We start from the raw sequence: 14,240 nt of genomic DNA, 5'->3' as shown, positions 1-14,240 counted from the left end.
CCGCACCACCGGACCCACGCCGTACGGGACCAGACTAACGGCGGAGCGCCCCCGGTTTCCCAGCCTCCACGGGCTGTGTGGAATCCAGGTGCGCCCAGACGATCAGCCGGTGGCTGTGCCCCCACTCCGGTTCGCAGGTGGTCAGCGTGAGGTAGCGGCCTGGAGCCGTATACCCGGACTTACGTGGCACAGGGTCGATCACCTCAACGTCCGCGGGCACGGTTTTGTAGGGGCCTTTGTCGATCCGATACGTGAACCAGGTGGTCCCGTCGGTCAGCACCACCGCGTCGCCGTGTCGCAGTTTCGGAAAGTCCTTGAACGGGTCGCCGTAGGTCCGGCGGTGTCCCGCGACGGCGAAGTTCCCCGTCTGCCCCAGCTGGGCGGTCCCCCGGTAGTGGCCGAGGCCCTTCTTCAGGACACTCGTTCCGGTGCCTTCGAGCACGGGCTTGTTCCACGTGAAACCAAGACGCGGGATGTACATCACCGCGAAGGGCTTGCCGTACGTGTAGGAGGGCGGCGCCTTCGGGCTCCCGGTGGCCGGGGCGGCGGTGGGTGTCCCCGGCCGCTGCGCGAGTGCCCCCTTCGACCACTGCCGCTGGAGCTGGTCGATCTGGTGGCCCATCTCGCTGTCGGCCTTCACGCCCGTCCAGAACAGCACGTAGACCACGAAGAGCACGATCAGCGTGCCGACGGTGATGCAGAGTTCGCTCAGCGTCCTGACGACCACTCGCACCGACACAGGCCCCCCAGCGGCAGCGGCTCCGGCTACTCCACAGGCTTCGCGTAGTGGAGATCCACTGTGCCCGAGTAGCCGGGAAGAGTCACCGTCCCGTTGTCCTCGACTTTCCAGCCGAGCCCGTAGACGTTGACGTACACCATGTAGTTCTGGATCGCCCGGGAGTCCGCCAGCGCCTTCTGGAGCTTCTGCGGGTCACCGACCGCGGTGATCTTGTACGGGGGTGAGTAGACGCGTCCCTGCAGAATCAGCGTGTTGCCGACGCAGCGCACGGCGCTCGTGGAGATCAGCCGCTGGTCCATCACCTTGATGCCCTGGGCGCCGCCCAGCCACAGGGCGTTCACCACGGCCTGCAGGTCCTGCTGGTGGATCACCAGATAGTCGGGCTGCGGCGCGGGGTAGCCGGGCAGCTTGGCCGTGGCGTTCGGCGGGGCGTCGTTGAGGGTGACCGTGACGGCCTTGCCCTTGAGCGGCCGGGTGCCCGCCTTCTTCTCCAGCGCGGCGACCTTGGCGGTCTCCGCCGTGCTGCCGCCGTTCTCCCGGCCGGCCAGGGCGTCGACCTGGTCCCGCAGCGCGCCGTTGGAATCGTCGAGCGACGCGTTCTTGTGGCTGCGCTCCTGGATCAGGTCGGAGAGCTTCAGCAGGGACGCGTCGGTGCGGATATTGGTGCCTTTGGCCGTGTTGAAGCTGGTGAAGAAAATAAGCCCGGCGAGGGCGAAGACGGCCACGGTGAGCACGCGAACGGGCCGGAAACGGCGCGTATCGGCAGGACTGGAACCCGTCCCTGGAGAGTCGGCAGAATTGCTCAACGTACCCTTATCTCCTTCGGCGCCGCGGAAGCACTACGCTAACGGACGCCCGGGGGAGCGCTCAGTGTCCCCTTGTACGCTGCCCCGGAGCCCGCCCCAGTTCCCTGCGCGGCCACGCAGCGCATCGACAGGAGAGACCCTCGTGCCGAAGTCACGTATCCGCAAGAAGGCCGACTACACGCCACCCCCGGCGAGGCAGACGGCCAACATCAAGCTCACCAATCGCGGCTGGGTCGCACCGGTCATGCTGGCCATGTTCCTCATCGGCCTCGCCTGGATCGTCGTCTTCTACGTGACCGACGGCTCACTGCCGGTCGACGCGCTGGACAACTGGAACATCGTGGTCGGTTTCGGCTTCATCGCGGCGGGATTCGGCGTCTCCACCCAGTGGAAGTAGCGCTCCGCGACCGACGTTCCAGCAGCTTTCCGACAGCTCTCCCCAGGGCTGTCCACTGAGTTATCCACAACTGTTTTCCACAGGTGGAAAAAGAACGACGATCTGTGGATAACTCATCCAGGGTTGACGCCGGTGTGACTGGCCTACCGGGATCCGCAAGCTTGTTCGCCCCCTGTCCGACCTGGGAAAACTCGGGTCGATGACAGGGGGCACAGCTGTTCCCCCACAGCGTGCACAAGATCCGCCACCGTCTGTGGACAACAGCGGTGAGCGGGGCGGCTCAGGTGAGCTGAGCCGTCCTGACCAGCGTCGCGACCACCACCGCGACCAGCACCAGCGCGCACACCCCGTACTGGACCAGGGCCCGCCGCCCGCGCGGCGCGTGGACCATCGCGTAGCCGACGACGACACCGCCCACGAGGCCGCCGATGTGGGCCTGCCAGGAGATGCCGAACGCGGGGGTGAAGGTGAAGATCAGGTTGACCACCAGCAGGCCGATCAACGGGCGCATGTCGTAGTTGAGCCGGCGCATGAGGACCCCGGTCGCGCCGAAGAGGCCGAAGATCGCGCCGGAGGCGCCGAGCGACGGCTGGTTCGGGGCGGCGAGCAGGTAGGTGAGCGCGCTGCCGGCGAGCCCCGAGACGAAGTACAGCGCGAGGTAGCGGGCCCGGCCGAGGGCGGCTTCCAGGGGGCCGCCGATCCACCACAGGCTGAGCATGTTGAACAGGATGTGGACATAGCCGGCGTGCAGGAACATAGACGTCAGCAGCCGGTACCACTGGCCTTCCGCGATGCCCCCGACCGAGCCGAGAACGGGGACGTACGCCCGGCCGATGAGGTCGAAACTGTCGGTGAAGCGGTCTCCCACGGCCTGCTGCACCAGGAAGAGGGCGACGTTGATCCCCATCAGGATCTTGGTGACGAGCCGGGGGTCCGCGGCGACGGTGCCGCCCGCCAGGGTGCGGGGCTGGGAGGCCGCCGGCGAATGCCCCGTGCCGGAGCCGCCCCGGACGCATTCGGGGCACTGGAAGCCCACGGACGCGCTGACCATGCACGCGGGGCAGATCGGGCGCTCGCAGCGGCTGCAGCGCACCCCGGTCTCGCGGTCCGGGTGCCGGTAGCAGGTCGGCAGGCCCTGGGCATCCGGAGATCCCTGGTCCTTCGGGCCCTGTGGGCTGCCTGGCGCCTGGTCCATGGGGTCCCCTCAATCGGTCGTACGCACTGCACCGCCCCGCCCATCCTTACGGATGAACGGGGCGAATGGTTCCCTGCGGGAGTCCTCGGGGCCCCTCGGACCTCCGGGATCAGCCCTCGCGGGTCTCGACGACGACCGACTCGATGACGACGTCGTTGACCGGACGGTCGGTGCGCGGGTTGGTCTGGGTGCCCGCGATGGCATCCACGACCTTCTGGCTGGCCGGGCCGACGATCTCGCCGAAGATGGTGTGCTTGCGGGTCAGCCACGCCGTCGGGGAGACGGTGATGAAGAACTGCGAGCCGTTGGTACCCGGGCCCGCGTTGGCCATGGCCAGCAGATACGGCTTGTCGAAGGCGAGGTCGGGGTGGAACTCGTCCTCGAACTGGTAGCCCGGGCCACCCGTGCCGTTGCCGAGCGGGTCACCGCCCTGGATCATGAATCCGCTGATCACCCGGTGGAAGACCGTGCCGTCGTAGAGCTTGTCCGTGGACTTCGCACCCGTCTCCGGGTTGACCCACTCACGCTCACCCGTGGCGAGCTCGACGAAGTTCCGGACCGTCTTGGGCGCGTGGTTCGGCAGGAGCCGGACTTCGATGTCGCCTTGGTTGGTCTTCAGGGTGGCGTAAAGCTGCTCGGCCACGATCTGCCTTCCGTTGCCTTTTTTTGACCCCCCGATCCTCGCACGGACCGCGCCTCGCGTCGCCCGACCGCCACCTCCGGGGGAACATCCCGTCCTCCCTCTTGCGGAAAACGCGTCGAGTCCTCCCGCGGGCGGCGCCGGGAGCGCCGATCCGTGGCAGGGTCGGCGACAAGGCCCTGTTGCCCCGTATGCCCTATCTCGCATGCCCCGCGGTCGCGCGAGGGGCATGATCTCGAAAAGGGTGGAAAGGTGGACTGTGCCTGTTTGGGGTACTCGAACGCCCAAGTACGCCACCGAGGAGGAGGAAAACCCGTGACCCGCATTGACAGCGTGCGCGCCGCGACCGGCTCGGCGAAGGACAGCGTGCTGCACGCCGCGGAAGTGGTGGCGCCTTACGCCGACACGGCCAAGGACCGGGCCTCGCACTACGCGAACGAGGCACGCGTACGGCTCGCGCCCAAGATGTCGCTGGCCGCAGAGCAGGCCCGCGTGCAGTACGGCGCCCATCTCGCACCGCGCCTCGAGCAGGCGCGTACCCATGTGCCGCCGAAGGTCGACCACGCCGCCCACACGGCCGCCGTCCGTACCCGCCTGGCGGCGCTCCAGGCCGCCGACTACACCAAGCCGAGAATCGAGCAGGCCGTGGCCGCGGCCGGGCCGGTGCGGGAGGAGGCCGCGGCGCGCGGTGCGGCGGCGCTGGCCGCTCTGCGCGGACAGGTCTCCCCCAAGGAGATCGAGAAGCTGGTCCGCAAGCACCGGCGGCGGGCGAAGGCCGGCCGGGCCGTCAAGGGACTGGCCGTCCTGGGGCTGCTGGCAGGTGGCGCCTACGCCGCCTGGAAGTGGTGGGACAAGCAGGCCAACCCCGACTGGCTGGTCGAGCCTCCCGCCGCCACGGAGGTACCCGAGCCCGGCCGCCTGACGTCGGTCGACGGCAGCGGCCGGCCCGACCTCGACCCCGAGGTCCAGGCCAAGCAGGCCGAGGAGGAAGCGGCGAAGCGCGACGATCGCCACTGAGTCCTGACGCAAAACATCAACACCGCTGTGGGGCAGGAGACTTGAGGGTCTCCTGCCCCACAGCGGTGTTTCACGTGGAACGGGCCGCAACGGCGGCGCCCACCGCACGGGGACGACGGCGGGAAAGGCGGCGGGGAGGACGACGGGGAAGGCGTCCGTTTACGGATCCCGTCCGTGATGACGTTTGCAACGGCCGCCCCGCACAACATCCACACAGACTCTCTTCACCGTGTGCATTGCCCCGATTACGCAGGTCTGCTCGCACCAGTTCACGCACGGCTCCGAGATCGGAGCCCGGCATCCCGTGAGGCGCCGCGACCACCTGTGCGACGGCCCCGGCACCCTTCCCCACCCCATCCATTTGCGCAAACAAATGCAACGCCTGCGAATCGGACCCTGTGACACAGGTCACCATGGACGCCCAAAGCGGGGCATACGAAAACCGGCCAGTCGCCGTGAAGGCGTCTGGCCGGTCCGAGGTGTGGAGCCTAGGGGAGTCGAACCCCTGACATCTGCCATGCAAAGACAGCGCTCTACCAACTGAGCTAAGGCCCCTGAAGGGAAGCGTCCGGCCGGTTGATTCGGATACCGACTGGCGCCGGGGACCAGAGTACCGGGTCACCCCCGGTATCTCGCAAAAAGATTGGGGGTCCCCGTGGGCGACCACTCTCCGTAAGATGCTCGACGTGGTTCGCGACAGCGAACCGCGGTTTTGGGGAAGCGATGGGGAGACGCAATGGACGCCGCACAGCAAGAAGCAACCGCAAGAGCCCAGGAGCTGCAGCGGAACTGGTACGGGGAGCCGCTGGGGACGCTCTTCCGCAGGCTCATAGACGATCTGGGCCTCAACCAGGCGCGTCTTGCCGGAGTACTGGGCCTGTCCGCGCCCATGTTGTCGCAGCTGATGAGCGGCCAGCGTGCCAAGATCGGCAACCCCGCGGTGGTGCAGCGAGTCCAGTTGCTGCAGGATCTCGCGGGGCAGGTGGCGGACGGCAGTGTCAGCGCCGCCGAGGCGACCGAGCGCATGGACGAGATCAAGAAGTCGCAGGGGGGCTCCGTGCTCAACAACACCACGCAGTCGACGAGCAGTTCCGGTGCGCCCACGGTCAAGCGGGTGGTCCGCGAGATCCAGTCGCTGCTGCGCTCCGTGGCGGCCGCCGGGGACATCATCGAAGCCGCCGACACCCTCGCTCCGACCCATCCGGAACTGGCAGAGTTCCTCCGGGTGTACGGCGCCGGCCGCACGTCCGACGCCGTCGCCCACTACCAGTCGCACCAGAACTGAGCCGACGGTCCGGCCGGCCGCACGCCCCGCGCTGGAGGGCTCGCAACGCCGTCCAGCGCCGCGTCCCGGGCCACCGGGCACCTCGCGGAAGCCGCAGGACCGACTGCCGAAGGGGAGCGACGCACGACCATGGGTGAGGTCTTCGCCGGACGGTACGAGCTGGTCGACCCGATCGGCCACGGGGGAGTCGGTGCCGTATGGCGTGCCTGGGACCGGCGGCGCCGCCGGTACGTGGCCGCCAAGGTGCTCCAGCAGAGCGACGCGCACGCGCTACTGCGCTTCGTACGGGAGCAGGCGCTGCGGATCGATCACCCTCATGTGCTGGCGCCCGCCAGCTGGGCCGCCGACGACGACAAGGTCCTCTTCACCATGGACCTGGTCGCGGGGGGATCCCTGGTCCATCTGGTCAACGACTACGGCCCATTGCCTCCCGCCTTCGTCTGCACCCTGCTCGACCAGCTCCTCGCGGGGCTCGCCGCGGTGCACGCCGAGGGGGTCGTGCACCGTGACATCAAGCCCGCCAACGTGCTGCTCGAAGCGACGGGGACGGCCCGGCCGCGGCTGCGGCTGTCCGACTTCGGCATCTCGATGCGGCTGGGCGAACCACGGCTGACCGAGACCGACTACGTGGTGGGAACGCCCGGTTACTTCGCGCCCGAGCAGATGATGGGCGCCGAGCCGGACTTTCCCGCCGATCTGTTCGCCGTGGGTCTGGTCGCCCTGTACCTGCTGGAGGGGGCCAAGCCGGACGCCAAGGCGCTGATCGAGTACTTCGCGGAGAACGGCACACCGACCGCGCCGCAGGGCATACCCGAGCCGCTGTGGCAGGTCGTGGCCACGCTGCTGCAGCCGGACCCCCAGGCGCGGTTCCGCACGGCGACGGGCGCGCGCAAGGCGCTGGCCTCGGCCGCCGAGCTGCTGCCCGAACCCGGCCCCGACGACGAGTTGGTCGAGGTCTTCGACCAAGTCGGCCCGCTTCCCTCGGGGTTCGGCCCCACCGGACCCACCGTCCCCACCGGACGCACCGGACCCACCGGACCGGCCGGGACGGCACCCGGGACCACCGCGGACACGGCTTCCCGGCCCGGGACCTTCTCCGGCCCGGCCGCCGCCCGAGGGACGGATCCCGACCAGGTTCCCCTTCCCGACCGGAGTCTCCCCTCCGGCCGGAGCCCCGCTCACGGCCGAGGCGCCGTTCCTGACGAGGACCCGGCGCCCGGAACAGGTTCCACCCCCGGCCGTCGTTCCGCCCCCGGCCCCGATCCCCGCTCGGTCCCCGGCCCCGATCCCGGCTCGGTCCCCGCTCCCGGCCCCGCCTCCGGTTGGGATGCTGTCGAAGCCGCGTGGCCCGGGACGGCCGCCCCCGGTGACGTGACACCGCGCCCCGCGCCGGACTCCGTGACCCCGAGGCCGTCCACGATGTCGGACACCGGGAGCTTCCTCCTGCCGCCGCCCCGGGCAGCCGCCCCCCAGGAACCACCACGGTCCCAGTCCCGGCCGCAACCGACACCGCAGCCCCGACACCAGCCCCCGTCCCACGACTCACCGCAGCAACAGCCCCAGCCCCAGCCCCAGCCGCAACACGCCTGGCACGAGACTCAGCGGCGTCCCGTCCCTGGCCACCCGTGGCGTCCGCCCGAACAGCCGCCCACTCCCCCCACCGCGGTCAACGTGCCGAGCACGACTCCCGCGCACGCACAGCCCTTCGGCCTCCGGTCCGCGCCGGTGCCGGTCCCGCAGCGGCCCGCGGATCCGACCGTCGTGGTCCAGCAGCACCTGCCCGGTTCCGCCGGTTCCCACCGGGCCGTGTCCCGGCGGGCGGCCCGCCCCGGACCACCCAGGCGGGTGGCCGTCCCGCTCCTGCTCCTCGCGCTGGCCTGTTTCGCGGTGGGTTTCTGGGCGCTGACGCGGCTCTGAACCCGGTCGTCCGCCCGCTGGGCCGTGTTGCGAGAGTCCCGTCGTCCGCCCGGAGGGCCGTGTTGAGAAAGTCCCGTCGTCCGCCCGGAGGGCGGGCCTCGCACCGTCCGATACATGCTCTCGGTGTGCCGGGCGGAAGCCCGCGTACGGGACCGTACTCGGGTTTTCGCCCGGTGCGGCAAGTGGGCGAGTGGGCGCACGTGCCACGCCCTCGAGGCAGCGGGGGAACGTGCCAGGCGTGCGAAAGCCCGCGTACGGGACCGTACTCGGGTTTTCGCCCGGTGCGGCGAGTGGGGGCACCTCCCACGCCCTCGAGGCAGCGGGGGAACGTGCCAGGCGTCGGGAGGTAGGCGGGACTTTCACACAACACGCCCCAGCGGCTCTACCGGCCCCGCGGCGCCTCTGGGTCCCAGGGCAGGGCGGGGGGAGCCGTGGACGAAGCCGGCGCGGACGTGTCCCCGGCCGCCGCCCACCTCCTCGCCCGCCGCCGTGCTACCGCCGTCCACACCGCGAGCACCAGCAACAGGGCCGTCCCCGTGCCGAGTCCGCCCGCGGCGACCACCCTCATGTGCGGGTCGGTGCCACTGCCGGAGTCCACCGCACGGTCCCCGGATCCCGCCGTCGTCCCGCCGGATGCCCCCACCGGGGCACCGGCCGCGGCGTCGAACACGTCCCGGGGATCCGCCCGCCCCGCGTACGCCGGCCCCGGCCGGGCGGCGCCCTCCACCCGTACCCGCAGCGTCAGCCCGAACGGCCCGTCGCCGAACTTGTCGGCGACCTGCGCGGCGAGGTGCACGGCGAGGTAGTACGAACCCGCGAACCGCATACCGCTGGTGCGGTCGTTGAGGGCGTAGCGGTTCCGGTACGCGACGGGCGGCAGCGGATCCAGTACCGCGGCTCGCTGACTGCCGTCGTATCCGCAGCCCACGTCTTCGACGAAGCCGCGGACGGGGTTGTAGAGGGAGACGACCAGGGCCGTACCCAGGAACCCGTCGCCACCGGTCGAGCTGCCGAGCTCCGCGCCGGCATAGATCTGCTGTCCCCAGTCGACCGGCACCTTGTAGAAGAGCGTCTGCCCGGGTCTGATCCCGTCCTTCCAGACGCCCTTCTCGAGAGCGGCGGCCGTGGCGAACCCCGCGCCGCCCTCCCGGGTCCGGGCGTCTCCCTGAAGGGCTTCGGGCGAGGCGGAGTTCCACACCTCGGGGGCCTTCGTCGAACCGGCCTTCTTCAGGGCGGGTTCCGACACATAGGCGAGCTCGAGGTCCCAGTCGCCGGGGGAGAGGGACGCGGACGCCGACGAACCGGCCGTGTCGACGCGCTCGACGACCATGTAGTACGTCCCCGCCGTCTGGCAGGAGTATTTGGTGGGGCCGATCTCGCGGGACGCCCAGGCGGCGATGGGACGCGGACTCTCGGAGGCGCCGAAGTGCGCGGCCGCGGAGGAGGAGCAGCGGCGGCTGTTGTCGTCCTGGACGGAGACCCTGACGCCGTCCGCGTAGGACACCGCGGTGCCCGGCCTGGGAACCGCGGTGGCGGAGACGTAGGCGTCGGAGCCGGCGTCGAGTGCCAGGCGGTAGTACAGCTTGCCGCCCTCACCGATGGAACTCCGGTACGTTCTTCCGGGCTCCAGCCGTGCGGCGTCGGTGGTGCTCGCGGCGCCTTCGACCGTCGTGTCGCCCTCGGCGTAGGCGTACGGCTTCGGGTTGCCGGACTCCGTCACGGGAGAGGCCGCCGAGGCACTCCCCGTGAGCGCGGCCGTCGCGCACAGCGCCGCTCCCAGGGCCAGGGCTGCCGGCGCCCGTCCGTACCGTGACGACGCTCGCCGTCCCACCCGCCGCCCCATCACGCGCCACCCCTCGTCGTGTCCCCGGACCGTGGCCATCCTGCCGCGCCGGGCGCGGGTTCGCCCTTGCTATCGGACAAGCGGCCGAAACCGCCTGTCCGTAGAGCAGGACGCTTCACTCTCGCAATCAGTTCGTGTGCGGAAGCGAATGGCCGGCGGATGGACGGCCCGGGAAACACAAAACCCCGACCGCGAGGCGGCCGGGGTCTGCTCTGAGACTGGTGTCGGTACTCACGAACCCGTGGGTACGGAGTCAGTCGCCTCCGTCCACAGATCCTGCTCGGCGCGATCCGCCTGGATCTGGCGGTACACGAGGAGTCCGCCGATGGCGGCCAGTGCGACCAGGAGAAGCTTCTTCACCGCGCGACCTCGTCTTTCTTGACGTAGGGGACCTCTGGCGCCCGACTATACACACCGACCGATATCGATCGGTGACCTGCATCCACCCCCAACTCCCGCCCGGTGGAGAGCAGTAGGACGGGGCGTGACCACACCGATCTCACGGTGATCACACCTCACACACGGTGACCCTTCCCTGCGTTTTTGCGGTTTTTATGGGCTTTCGCGACCTCTTGCACCCATACGGGTGGTGTTCATCGGAACATCGACGCGCCATGAGCGTCGGTCCACCACTTCGCGGCCCGCTTACACATCATGAGGAAAGTACGCAAATCGCCTGACCCGAAAGTGAGGGGCCATGACCCAGAACAAGGTCATGAAGCTGTGGACCGTCATCGTGACCGCCTTCCTGGCGCTCTGCACGACGCTCGGATTCATCACGACCACCGCGGCCGCGGCCGTACCGCAGACCGGAGCGGCGCACAACAGCGCGGCCCCCGTGACGGTGCCGGCACCGGCCCCGTGGACAGCGTCCTACAGTCGGGCCCTGCCCCCCACGATGAAACAACGAATCCACGCCGAGGCCCACGGCTCCTCACCGAGCTGCCGGCACCGCCCGCGGGTCGACGCCGAAGCGAACGGCCTCACCGCCCCGTGCGCCCCCGATGCCACGACCGACCGTGATACGTCCCTCCAGCACGGCGAGGCCCCGCTCCAGCGCTGACGCGCACCGCACCACCTCACCGACCCTGCCCCTCCTGCCCGACGTAGCGGCGAACTTGCGTACACCGCCACACCCGGAAACCGAAGGCCCGGCACCTCGAAAGAGCTGCCGGGCTTTCTCATGCGCGGACGACGGCCGGGGAATCCCGCTCGGCGGTTCTCACTGACGCCGTTGGCCGAGGACACAGAACTCGTTGCCCTCGGGGTCCGCCAGGACCACCCACGACTGGTCGCCCTGGCCGATGTCGACACGCTTGGCGCCGTGAGCCTCGAGACGAGCCACCTCGGCGTCCTGGTCATCGGGCCTGAAGTCGAGATGCAGCCGGCTCTTGACCTTCCTGCTCTCATCGAGCCGGACGAAGTCCAGCCCCGGCAGGCGATCCGGCTCCGGGCGGATCTCGAACTCCTCGTCGGAGGAGTGCACCACGACCCAGCCGAGAGCCTTCGCCCACCACTGCCCCAGGGCCACCGGATCCGCCGAGTGAACGATTACCTGTTCCCATTCCAAGGTCATCCGCAGAGCCTAGGTCCACGGAGGCGTCGACAACAGGCGCTTGAAACGCCCGGAGGAAAGCCACGCGGCGGCTGATGTCCGCCGTGGACGCCAAAAACCCCCGGTCCTGGTGGACCGGGGGTCTTCGTGCTGGTGGGGCTAACAGGATTTGAACCTGTGGCCTCATCCTTATCAGGTCGATCACGCAGGGGCGGCGATACGGGTCAACCGGCCGCGACCTTTGACGGCGCATCCACTGAGGTTCGGCGTTGACCGCTGCCGTTCAAGCCTGTTGGTGTCACGCGCTGGTGTCAGCTACCTGGGGTGGACCTGACAGTTTCGCCACACTCCCCGACCTGCTGCCGCTTCCTGGGCACGAAGGGATCAGCGAGCCTTTGAATCAAAGGTTTGATACCGTTCCAGGCGCACTTCACCTTCGATGTTTCACGTGAAACAGGCGTTCAGCCTTCGAATGATTTGCACTTCGCGTGGCACATGGTGAAGAATCCCTACGCGCGGTGACGTTGCCGCACGAACACTTAAGGCCACCCGCGCGCGCTCTCAAACACATGCGGGTGGCCGTTGGTCCCAATAGAAGGGAACAGCCTCATTATGGGCAAGCCCGAGAAGGTTTTCCACACGCCCCCTCCACCTCCGCCGCCGTGGGTCACCGGGCTCACCTACATCGGCGCTCTCATGGCTGGAGCGGCGCTGATCGCGACTCATAGCGCTACGCCTGCGGAAGCCTCCGGATATGTGGCGCCTTTCCTCGTGATCTACGAGCGAGTGATGGTTCACCGCCCGACCCAGTAGGCGCCCCTGCCTAGCCACCCCTGCCCCTGGACCTCGATGCGGTCCGGGGGCATCGTTTTACCCTTCGCTACTCATCGACGTTTCACGTGGAACCAAGCTTCCCCACCTCGGCCCACCACCCACCCCAGCTCCCATCCCGTCCGCCGTCGACCCACACACCGTGGAGCGGGCGTGGTTCATGGCGTCCAGGTGGAGCGCACCACTGTACGAACGACCTGGACGCCATGGGCCGCGTCTGCTCGGCTCTGCCTGGGTCGACGGTGGACGGGATGGGAGCACCCTGCGCACGCCACTACGGGCCCGCAGTCGGGAACGGCGCCCCCTCCATCCCGGTGCCGGCCGATCCCCCGCCGGAGGCATCGTCTTGACCGTAGGCCGCTCTACGCGGTGATCGACTCACGCCTACCGGCCCACCCACATGTGGGCGCGCGTCGGCGGCGGCAGCGCCGAGCGGGCCGAAGGCAGGAGCGCGGGCGCAGCCAGAGCCGGGAGCGCGCCCGGCGGAGCGGAGCGCAGCCGGGGCTTGATGAGGTAGAGAAACCTGTAACAGCTCATGGCTGATACGGGCCTTGGCGCCGGGATGCCTCCGTGGTCGTCTGACGGCAAAGGGTGCTCACAAGGGGGCAGGGTGCAACCGTTACCGGATGACTTGGCACGGAATCGGCCGGGCGACGCGGTGCGCCGGAAGATCCAGGAGCTCCAGCCGAACCCGGCGCTGAGGCTGATCAACCGCTGGGTGCCGGGCTCGGAAACCCGTAGTTGGTCGGACGGGCTTGTCGGTGAGCGGGCCACCGGTAGGCGATTGAACAGACTCCGGAGCCGTGGCTGGTTCACCCTCCACGCCGTTCAGTGGGCGAGCGGCGCAGACATTGACCACCTCGCCATCGGCCCTGCCGGCGTTTTCTCCATCAACTCCAAGCGGCATCGGGGCAAGTCCGTTTGGTACGGCGACTCCGCCATTACCGTGAACGGGTCCGTCACTCGGCACATTGCGATCAGTCAGTCCGAAGCGCGTCGCGTGTCGCGTGTCCTGTCCAGGCGCTCCGGAACTGACGTTTCTGTCCGCCCTGTGATCTCCGTGGTCCACGCGGCGAAACTCACGATCAAGAGCGCAAGCCCTCCGGTGCTCGTCCTCGCCGTGGAACACCTTGACCGCGTCCTGTCGGGACTCTCACCCACGCTCTCACCCGACCATGTCGCGCACATCTACGGTGTGGCGCGGGACGCTCGGACCTGGGCCGGCTGATCAGGCGTCGAAGTCGTACTCCAACACATAGGCGGCAGAGTCGAGGATCATCTCGTTCACCTCTACGGGACGTCCCTCGTCCGCGAATGCCGTACGGCAGATCATGATTACAGGGGTGCCCATGGAGAGCTGGAGGCGACTTGCCTCCTCCTGTGACGGCATCCGCCCGCGGATCTCCTCGCGGAAGTGGACCGGCTTGTAGCCAAGCTCGGCCAGACGGGCGTAGGTGCCGCCAGGGCCGGTGTCTTCCTGAGTGATCGCCGACCCCGCCACCATGTCCGCGGGCAGGTACGACGTAGACAGAAGAACGGGCTTGTCGTCCAGCACGAAGCGGCGGCTGCGTACGCATGCTGACGCACCGGCCTGGATGTCGAGCACCTGGCTGATCCGCTCGGGGGCAGTCGCCTCGAAGACCTGCACCTGGTCGACGACCAAAGTGCGGTCCTCGATGTCTGCCGACCAGATGGACCGCCCCGAACCCCACTGGTCCCGCGACAGTCGCTGAATTCCTCGACGCCTAAGCGGCTTGAAGTCCCGTACGAACACTCCGGCGCCCTTGCGGGACTCGGTCAGTCCCTCGTTCTGGAGCATGCCGAGAGCCTGCCGTGCAGTCATTCGGGCCACCTCGTAGGTGGCCATGAGCTCGTTCTCTCCTGGTAGCCGGTCGCCCGGGCCGTACTCGCCGGCCTGAATCGCTTCCCGCAGCTTGTCGGCAATGCGCTGGTACTTCGGCTGGCGTTCGCCGCCCTGGGTGGTCATGTGATCCCTCCCTTCCTCTCTAGACACC

The 14,240-nt window shown here is 69.0% G+C and carries 15 protein-coding genes, 1 tRNA gene and 1 pseudogene; 7 read left to right on the top strand and 10 right to left on the bottom strand.

Annotated elements, in window-relative coordinates:
• Window positions 1-34: 34 nt before the first annotated feature.
• A complete protein-coding gene (locus ACFVTC_RS41195; RefSeq protein ID WP_390134780.1) occupies window positions 35-733 on the bottom strand; it encodes a class E sortase in 699 nt (232 codons plus the stop codon).
• Window positions 734-765: 32 nt separating this feature from the next.
• Complete coding sequence (locus tag ACFVTC_RS41190) at window positions 766-1,545, bottom strand: DUF881 domain-containing protein (protein WP_390134758.1); 780 nt, start codon at window positions 1,543-1,545, stop codon at window positions 766-768.
• 142 nt (window positions 1,546-1,687) lie between these two features.
• Here ACFVTC_RS41190 and crgA point away from each other — a divergent pair, with 142 nt between their 5' ends.
• Window positions 1,688-1,942, top strand: a complete 255-nt coding sequence (crgA, locus tag ACFVTC_RS41185; RefSeq protein WP_390134756.1) for a cell division protein CrgA — start codon at window positions 1,688-1,690, stop codon at window positions 1,940-1,942.
• Between the two features lie 280 nt (window positions 1,943-2,222).
• Here the strand turns inward: crgA and ACFVTC_RS41180 are convergent, their stop codons facing one another.
• Together ACFVTC_RS41180 and ACFVTC_RS41175 are read right to left on the bottom strand one after the other, a co-directional pair.
• Window positions 2,223-3,137 carry a rhomboid family intramembrane serine protease gene (locus ACFVTC_RS41180; RefSeq protein ID WP_390134754.1) on the bottom strand — a complete coding sequence of 305 codons (915 nt, stop codon included), beginning with the start codon at window positions 3,135-3,137 and terminating at the stop codon, window positions 2,223-2,225.
• Between the two features lie 109 nt (window positions 3,138-3,246).
• Window positions 3,247-3,780: a peptidylprolyl isomerase gene (locus ACFVTC_RS41175; protein ID WP_390134752.1), complete on the bottom strand. Its 534-nt coding sequence runs from the start codon at window positions 3,778-3,780 to the stop codon at window positions 3,247-3,249.
• A 312-nt stretch (window positions 3,781-4,092) separates the two neighbouring features.
• Here ACFVTC_RS41175 and ACFVTC_RS41170 point away from each other — a divergent pair, with 312 nt between their 5' ends.
• Window positions 4,093-4,794 carry a DUF5324 family protein gene (locus tag ACFVTC_RS41170; RefSeq protein ID WP_390134750.1) on the top strand — a complete coding sequence of 234 codons (702 nt, stop codon included), beginning with the start codon at window positions 4,093-4,095 and terminating at the stop codon, window positions 4,792-4,794.
• A gap of 482 nt (window positions 4,795-5,276) precedes the next feature.
• Here ACFVTC_RS41170 and ACFVTC_RS41165 read toward each other — a convergent pair.
• A tRNA-Ala gene (locus tag ACFVTC_RS41165) sits at window positions 5,277-5,349 on the bottom strand.
• A gap of 181 nt (window positions 5,350-5,530) precedes the next feature.
• Here ACFVTC_RS41165 and ACFVTC_RS41160 point away from each other — a divergent pair.
• Both ACFVTC_RS41160 and ACFVTC_RS41155 read left to right on the top strand, forming a co-directional pair.
• Window positions 5,531-6,079 carry a DNA-binding protein gene (locus ACFVTC_RS41160; protein ID WP_266700296.1) on the top strand — a complete coding sequence of 183 codons (549 nt, stop codon included), beginning with the start codon at window positions 5,531-5,533 and terminating at the stop codon, window positions 6,077-6,079.
• 129 nt (window positions 6,080-6,208) lie between these two features.
• Window positions 6,209-7,996, top strand: coding sequence for a protein kinase (locus tag ACFVTC_RS41155; RefSeq protein ID WP_390134748.1), 1,788 nt, complete (start codon window positions 6,209-6,211; stop codon window positions 7,994-7,996).
• Window positions 7,997-8,378: 382 nt separating this feature from the next.
• Here ACFVTC_RS41155 and ACFVTC_RS41150 read toward each other — a convergent pair whose 3' ends face one another.
• Both ACFVTC_RS41150 and ACFVTC_RS41145 read right to left on the bottom strand, forming a co-directional pair.
• On the bottom strand, window positions 8,379-9,839 hold the full coding sequence (locus tag ACFVTC_RS41150; protein WP_390134746.1) for a hypothetical protein: 1,461 nt from the start codon (window positions 9,837-9,839) through the stop codon (window positions 8,379-8,381).
• A gap of 231 nt (window positions 9,840-10,070) precedes the next feature.
• Window positions 10,071-10,199 (bottom strand): DLW-39 family protein, encoded by a 129-nt coding sequence (locus ACFVTC_RS41145; RefSeq protein ID WP_003999697.1) that lies wholly within the window; start codon window positions 10,197-10,199, stop codon window positions 10,071-10,073.
• 337 nt (window positions 10,200-10,536) lie between these two features.
• Between ACFVTC_RS41145 and ACFVTC_RS41140 the strand changes: the two genes are divergently transcribed.
• Complete coding sequence (locus tag ACFVTC_RS41140; RefSeq protein WP_390134743.1) at window positions 10,537-10,902, top strand: DUF6344 domain-containing protein; 366 nt, start codon at window positions 10,537-10,539, stop codon at window positions 10,900-10,902.
• A 159-nt stretch (window positions 10,903-11,061) separates the two neighbouring features.
• On the opposite strand, the gene ACFVTC_RS41135 is transcribed toward ACFVTC_RS41140, so the two are convergent.
• Both ACFVTC_RS41135 and ACFVTC_RS41130 read right to left on the bottom strand, forming a co-directional pair.
• Window positions 11,062-11,415, bottom strand: a complete 354-nt coding sequence (locus ACFVTC_RS41135) for a VOC family protein (RefSeq protein ID WP_390134741.1) — start codon at window positions 11,413-11,415, stop codon at window positions 11,062-11,064.
• Window positions 11,416-12,609: 1,194 nt separating this feature from the next.
• Window positions 12,610-12,762: a hypothetical protein gene (locus tag ACFVTC_RS41130; RefSeq protein WP_390134739.1), complete on the bottom strand. Its 153-nt coding sequence runs from the start codon at window positions 12,760-12,762 to the stop codon at window positions 12,610-12,612.
• Here ACFVTC_RS41130 and ACFVTC_RS41125 point away from each other — a divergent pair.
• Window positions 12,761-13,270 (top strand): annotated as a pseudogene (locus ACFVTC_RS41125) (nuclease-related domain-containing protein); the annotation flags it as partial. The gene ACFVTC_RS41130 and the pseudogene ACFVTC_RS41125 overlap by 2 nt on opposite strands.
• A gap of 6 nt (window positions 13,271-13,276) precedes the next feature.
• A complete protein-coding gene (locus ACFVTC_RS41120) occupies window positions 13,277-13,453 on the top strand; it encodes a hypothetical protein (RefSeq protein WP_390134782.1) in 177 nt (58 codons plus the stop codon).
• Here ACFVTC_RS41120 and ACFVTC_RS41115 read toward each other — a convergent pair whose 3' ends face one another.
• Window positions 13,454-14,212, bottom strand: coding sequence for a GntR family transcriptional regulator (locus ACFVTC_RS41115; RefSeq protein ID WP_390134738.1), 759 nt, complete (start codon window positions 14,210-14,212; stop codon window positions 13,454-13,456).
• Window positions 14,213-14,240 lie beyond the last annotated feature (28 nt).

The sequence above is a fragment of the Streptomyces sp. NPDC057950 genome, assembly GCF_042887295.1.
Taxonomy (GTDB): Bacteria; Actinomycetota; Actinomycetes; order Streptomycetales; family Streptomycetaceae; genus Streptomyces; species Streptomyces kaempferi.
This window is presented reverse-complemented; position numbering and strand designations above follow the sequence as displayed.

Excerpts from the sequence above, each read along its gene's own strand:
- ACFVTC_RS41150 (WP_390134746.1), bottom strand. The coding sequence starts at position 9,839 with ATGGGGCGGCGGGTGGGACGGCGAGCGTCGTCACGGTACGGACGGGCG.
- ACFVTC_RS41140 (WP_390134743.1), top strand. The coding sequence starts at position 10,537 with ATGACCCAGAACAAGGTCATGAAGCTGTGGACCGTCATCGTGACCGCC.
- ACFVTC_RS41115 (WP_390134738.1), bottom strand. The coding sequence starts at position 14,212 with ATGACCACCCAGGGCGGCGAACGCCAGCCGAAGTACCAGCGCATTGCC.
- ACFVTC_RS41160 (WP_266700296.1), top strand. The coding sequence starts at position 5,531 with ATGGACGCCGCACAGCAAGAAGCAACCGCAAGAGCCCAGGAGCTGCAG.
- ACFVTC_RS41135 (WP_390134741.1), bottom strand. The coding sequence starts at position 11,415 with ATGACCTTGGAATGGGAACAGGTAATCGTTCACTCGGCGGATCCGGTG.
- ACFVTC_RS41180 (WP_390134754.1), bottom strand. The coding sequence starts at position 3,137 with ATGGACCAGGCGCCAGGCAGCCCACAGGGCCCGAAGGACCAGGGATCT.
- ACFVTC_RS41155 (WP_390134748.1), top strand. The coding sequence starts at position 6,209 with ATGGGTGAGGTCTTCGCCGGACGGTACGAGCTGGTCGACCCGATCGGC.
- ACFVTC_RS41130 (WP_390134739.1), bottom strand. The coding sequence starts at position 12,762 with ATGAGCTGTTACAGGTTTCTCTACCTCATCAAGCCCCGGCTGCGCTCC.